Raw genomic sequence first — 5,877 nt, forward strand, 5'->3', positions numbered from 1 at the left:
GTACTGCACCCGGCGCCTGGGGGCCGGGTGGCCTTCCTGGGGCGTGGGTGGTGGTGGTGGTGCAAACGCAGAAGGCCCCGCGACGCGTGGTCACGGGGCCTCTGTTGAAGGGGTTGGCGGCCACCTACTCTCCCGGGTGTGACCCCAGTACCATCGGCGCGTCCGGGCTTAACTTCTCTGTTCGGGATGGGAAGAGGTGCTCACCGGAGCCATAGCCACCATTGTCGTCGCTGCCGTCGTTGTGGCAGCCTAATGCTTTTTAAAGTTGTCTTGGCATGATTGGGGAGAGAGAAGCGAACAGGCGGGCCCTTCGGCCGGTGTGCTGCGCGCACTTGGAACGCGCTCGGGCAATTAGTACCGCTCGGCTTTGCTGTCTCCAGCTTTACACCTGCGGCCTATCGACGTGGTCGTCTCCCACGGCCCTTAAGGGAGATCTCATCTTGGGGCGGGTTTCGCACTTAGATGCTTTCAGCGCTTATCCCGTCCGAGCGTAGCTACCCTGCGCTGCGGCTGGCGCCACAACAGGTCCACCAGAGGCTCGTCCAACCCGGTCCTCTCGTACTAAGGTCAGGACCCCTCAAATCTCCAACGCCCGCAACAGATAGGGACCGAACTGTCTCACGACGTTCTGAACCCAGCTCGCGTGCCACTTTAATCGGCGAACAGCCGAACCCTTGGGACCTTCTCCAGCCCCAGGACGTGACGAGCCGACATCGAGGTGCCAAACCTCCCCGTCGATATGAGCTCTTGGGGGAGATCAGCCTGTTATCCCCAGAGTACCTTTTATCCTTTGAGCGATGGCCCTTCCATGCGGAACCACCGGATCACTATATCCGCCTTTCGGCCCTGCTCGGCTTGTGGGCCTCACAGTCAAGCACCCTTATGCTATTGCGCTCTGCGTACGGTTACCAAGCGTACTGAGGGTACCTTTGAAAGCCTCCGTTATTGTTTTGGAGGCGACCACCCCAGTCAAACTACCCACCAAGCACTGTCCCCCCTTGTAGAAGGTTAGGCGCCAAGCAACTCAAGGGCTGTATTTCAAGGACGAATCCACGACGCCTGGCGACGCCGCTTCACATTCTCCAGCCTATCCTACACATGAGTTACCCAGCGTCAATGCTAAGCTATAGTAAAGGTTCATGGGGTCTTTCCGTCCCGTTGCGGGTACTCGGCATCTTCACCGAGACTACAATTTCACCGAGCTCACGGCTGAGACAGCGCCCAGATCGTTACACCATTCGTGCAGGTCGGAACTTACCCGACAAGGAATTTCGCTACCTTAGGACCGTTATAGTTACGGCCGCCGTTTACCGGGGCTTCGATTCAATGCTTTGCCTTGCGGCTAACATCCCCTCTTAACCTTCCGGCACCGGGCAGGTGTCAGGCCTTATACTTCATCTCTCGATTTCGCAAAGCCATGTGTTTTTGTTAAACAGTCGCCTGGGCCTTTTCACTGCGGCTTCTCCATCGCTGGAGGAAGCGCCCCTTCTCCCGAAGTTACAGGGCCATTTTGCCGAGTTCCTTGGCCGTGATTCACTCGAGCACCTTAGGATTCTCTCCTCGACCACCTGTGTCGGTTTGCGGTACGGGCGGCAAGCCATTTAAACGCTTAGCGGGTTTTCTAGGGAGCCTGATTAGGGACGATCCCCGCGGCCGGGGCCTTGGGGTACTTTCGGGGTTCAGCATCCGCGGCGTACTTCACGACCGTGGATATACCTACGCCCTTAAACGCGCTATTCCGTCAGCGCGCCGTCCTTTCACTTCTCCGTCACCGCATCGCTATGACGTGCCGGTACTGGAATATTAACCAGTTGTCCATCGACCTGCGCTTTCGCCTCGGCCTTAGGACCCGACTAACCCTGATCCGATTAGCGTTGATCAGGAAACCTTGGTCTTTCGGTGTGCGGGTTTCTCGCCCGCATTATCGTTACTTATGCCTACATTTGCTTTTCCAAGCGCTCCAGCGCGCCTTGCCGGCACGCCTTCTCCGCCCTTGGAATGCTCCCCTACCAGTGTAATAAATTACAATCCGCAGCTTCGGTGCCATGCTTGATGCCCGATTATTATCGATGCCCTGTCGCTCGACCAGTGAGCTGTTACGCACTCTTTAAATGAATGGCTGCTTCCAAGCCAACATCCTGGCTGTCTGTGCAACTGGACCCCCTTTGTTCAACTTAGCCTGGACTTGGGGACCTTAGCTGGCGGTCTGGGTTCTTTCCCTCTCGGCGCGGGACCTTAGCACCCCGCGCCTCACTGCCGCGTATATCAAATGGCATTCGGAGTTCGTCAGGATTCGGTAGGATGTGACTCCCCCTAGTCCTATCGGTAGCTCTACCTCCATATGACTCGACCGCGACGCTGCCCCTAAAGGCATTTCGGGGAGTACGAGCTATTTCTCAGTTTGATTGGCCTTTCACCCCTACCCACAGGTCATCCAAATACTTTTCAACGTAAACTGGTTCGGACCTCCATTTGGTTTTACCCAAACTTCATCCTGCCCATGGGTAGATCACAAAGTTTCGCGTCTACCCCCCCTGACTGTGCGCCCTGTTCAGACTCGCTTTCGCTGCGGCTCCGCTCCTCAAGAAGCTTAACCTTGCCAGGGAGGAGTAACTCGTAGGCTCATTATGCAAAAGGCACGCCGTCAGTCCACGAAGGACCTCCGACCGCTTGTAGGCGCATGGTTTCAGGGTCTATTTCACCCCCCTATTCGGGGTACTTTTCACCTTTCCCTCACGGTACTGGTTCACTATCGGTCTCTCAGGAGTATTTAGCCTTAGCGGATGGTGCCGCTGGATTCAGGCGGGATTTCTCCGGTCCCGCCCTACTCAGGATACCACTAGGGCCAAGAAGCTTACGCACACGGGGCTCTCACCCTCTCCGGCGCGCCTTCCCAGGCGCTTGTGCTTCAATTCTTGGTCCCACGGCGTGGTCCTACAACCCCGGCCGAGCCGTGACTCGACCGGTTTGGGCTCTTGCGCGTTCGCTCGCCACTACTTGCGCAATCATTGTTATTTTCTCTTCCTCCGGGTACTTAGATGTTTCAGTTCCCCGGGTTCGCCCCCCGTAGGGTAGTGCGTCTTCAACGCACTGGGTTGCCCCATTCGGACACCCGCGGATCACATCGTATGTGCCGATCCCCGCGGATTTTCGCAGCTTGTCGCGTCCTTCATCGCCTCTGAGAGCCTAGGCATCCCCCATGCGCCCTTCTCTGCGTTCCCGGGCCGCCTGACTTGCAGGCGGCCCGCCTCTTCGCTTGTTAGAGCATGGGCTATCTTGCGATAGCCTAAACTATAAATTTTGTTTTTCTCTCTCCCATCATGTCAAAGAACTTTCTTCCTTCTCGCTTCCGCACGGCCATTGGTCATGGCCCGGTTGCGGTCGTTTCAGGATGTTGTGGTAAAAACCTGTTGTCTTTACCTGTGCTGTTATTCGGTGTGGAGAATAACGGAGTCGAACCGTTGACCTCCTGCGTGCAAAGCAGGCGCTCTAGCCAGCTGAGCTAATCCCCCAAGTGTTTAAGTTGAGTGGGCCTGCGTGGACTCGAACCACGGACCTCTACATTATCAGTGTAGCGCTCTAACCACCTGAGCTACAAGCCCAGAACAGCGGTGCTGGGCGCCTCACGGCCACCATCATCAGGTTTTGAGGTTTGCAGAGACAGACAGATAAAAAACAAGGAAAAAGATTCCGAGGCCGGGACCGTCCCTAGAAAGGAGGTGATCCAGCCGCACCTTCCGGTACGGCTACCTTGTTACGACTTAGCCCCAGTTACCAGTTTTACCCTAGACGGCTCCTTTGACGGTCACCGGCTTCAGGTCTCCCTGACTTCCATGGCTTGACGGGCGGTGTGTACAAGGCCCGGGAACGTATTCACCGCGTCGTTGCTGATACGCGATTACTAGCGATTCCGGCTTCACGGAGTCGAGTTGCAGACTCCGATCCGAACTGAGACCGGCTTTTTGAGATTGGCGCCCTGTTGCCAGGTGGCGACCCTCTGTACCGGCCATTGTAGCACGTGTGTAGCCCTAGGCGTAAGGGCCATGATGACTTGACGTCGTCCCCGCCTTCCTCGCTTCTTGCGAAGGCAGTCCCTTTAGAGTCCCCGCCATGACGCGCTGGCAACTAAAGGTAGGGGTTGCGCTCGTTGCGGGACTTAACCCAACACCTCACGGCACGAGCTGACGACAGCCATGCAGCACCTTGCTTTGTGCCCCGAAGGGAGGCTCCATCTCTGGAGCTGTCACGCGCATTCTAGCCTAGGTAAGGTTCCTCGCGTATCATCGAATTAAACCACATGCTCCACCGCTTGTGCGGGCCCCCGTCAATTCCTTTGAGTTTCACCCTTGCGGGCGTACTCCCCAGGTGGATGACTTAACGCTTTCGCTTGGACGCCGACAGTGTATCGCCGACATCGAGTCATCATCGTTTACGGCGTGGACTACCAGGGTATCTAATCCTGTTCGCTCCCCACGCTTTCGTGCCTCAGCGTCAGTTTCGGCCCAGCGAGCTGCCTACGCAATCGGGGTTCTTGGTGGTATCTATGCATTTCACCGCTACACCACCAGTTCCGCCCGCCTCGACCGAACTCAAGCCCGCCAGTATCAACGGCAGTTCCACGGTTGAGCCGTGGGATTTCACCGCTGACTTAACGGGCCGCCTACGCACCCTTTAAACCCAATAAATCCGGACAACGCTTGCACCCTCCGTATTACCGCGGCTGCTGGCACGGAGTTAGCCGGTGCTTATTCACCAAGTACCGTCAGTTACCCCCGCAGGGGCGTTTTCTTCCTTGGTAAAAGCAGTTTACAACCCAGAAGGCCTTCTTCCTGCACGCGGCATGGCTGGGTCAGCCTCTCGGCCATTGCCCAATATTCCCTACTGCTGCCTCCCGTAGGAGTCTGGTCCGTGTCTCAGTACCAGTGTGGGGGACCATCCTCTCAGAACCCCTAGCCATCGTAGCCTTGGTGGGCCGTTACCCCGCCAACAAGCTAATGGCACGCATGCCCATCTTCCACCGCCTCAGCTTTGACAGCCGGATGATGCCATCCGACTGTGTCATGCGGTATTAATCCGGGTTTCCCCGGGCTATCCCCCTGTGGAAGGTAGGTTGCATACGCGTTACGCACCCGTGCGCCACTAAACCGGGGACCGAAGTCCCCGATCTCGTTCGACTTGCATGTATTAGGCCTGCCGCTAGCGTTCATCCTGAGCCAGGATCAAACTCTCCATTGTAAAAAACTTTACTGCAGCGAGCTGCAAAATGTGTCTGTCAGATCCCGGCCTCTTGCTGCCTCCCCGAAGGGAGGCGAATCATCTTCCTTGATTCCTGTATGCTATCTGTCTCTTGCAATCTCTCAAAGAACTTGCCAAGGAACTACTTTCCTTGCCTGAGCACCTACCGATGCTGTTACTCTTGTTTTCTTAATTCCCCTTCCTTCCGAAGCGGGGTGCAAAGCTCGGAAACTTCTTTCTCATTTCCAAAACTTTTTTTTCACTTTTTTTTCGAAGAGCTTCCCTCCTCGTCTTCGCCCCTCTCGAAGCGGGCTGCAAAGGTAGGAAAACTTTTCCGTTTCGCAGCAACTTTTTTTTCACTTTTTTTCAGTCTTTTTCTCCGGGGCCCTTCGCCTCGCTTTCCCTCTTGGCCCCTCGCTCGGAACCGGGATGCAAAGGTAAGAAGAGTTTCTGAACCCGCAAGCCCGGGGGCGATTTTTTTTCACTCTTTTTTTCGGCGGCCGGGTCAGGCAAAACAGCCTCCAGGCCCCGTGCGGCGCCTTTCGCTTCCCCCTCACCCTTCCTTTCAAGCCCCGTCCCTGCTGAACCGGGATGCAAAGGTAAGAAAGGTTTTCTTACCCGCAAGGGGGAGGTCAAAACTTT

General features: G+C 56.3%; 1 protein-coding gene, 2 tRNA genes and 3 rRNA genes. All 6 read right to left on the minus strand.

What is annotated here, in order from left to right:
* Nucleotides 1-111 precede the first annotated feature (111 nt).
* Nucleotides 112-223: ribosomal RNA gene (gene rrf, locus WG943_RS21140) — 5S ribosomal RNA — on the minus strand.
* Between the two features lie 108 nt (nt 224-331).
* Nucleotides 332-3,221, minus strand: a 23S ribosomal RNA gene (locus tag WG943_RS21145).
* 217 nt (nt 3,222-3,438) lie between these two features.
* Nucleotides 3,439-3,512: transfer RNA gene (locus WG943_RS21150), tRNA-Ala, on the minus strand.
* A gap of 16 nt (nt 3,513-3,528) precedes the next feature.
* Nucleotides 3,529-3,602: transfer RNA gene (locus tag WG943_RS21155), tRNA-Ile, on the minus strand.
* A 110-nt stretch (nt 3,603-3,712) separates the two neighbouring features.
* Nucleotides 3,713-5,235: ribosomal RNA gene (locus WG943_RS21160) — 16S ribosomal RNA — on the minus strand.
* Together the 16S, 23S and 5S rRNA genes with 2 tRNA genes alongside form the textbook arrangement of a ribosomal RNA operon.
* A 366-nt stretch (nt 5,236-5,601) precedes the next feature.
* On the minus strand, nt 5,602-5,877 hold a 276-nt coding region (locus tag WG943_RS21165), incomplete at its 5' end, for a hypothetical protein (protein WP_340412027.1).

The sequence above is a fragment of the Pontibacter sp. H249 genome, from assembly GCF_037892465.1.
Lineage (GTDB): Bacteria > Bacteroidota > Bacteroidia > Cytophagales > Hymenobacteraceae > Pontibacter.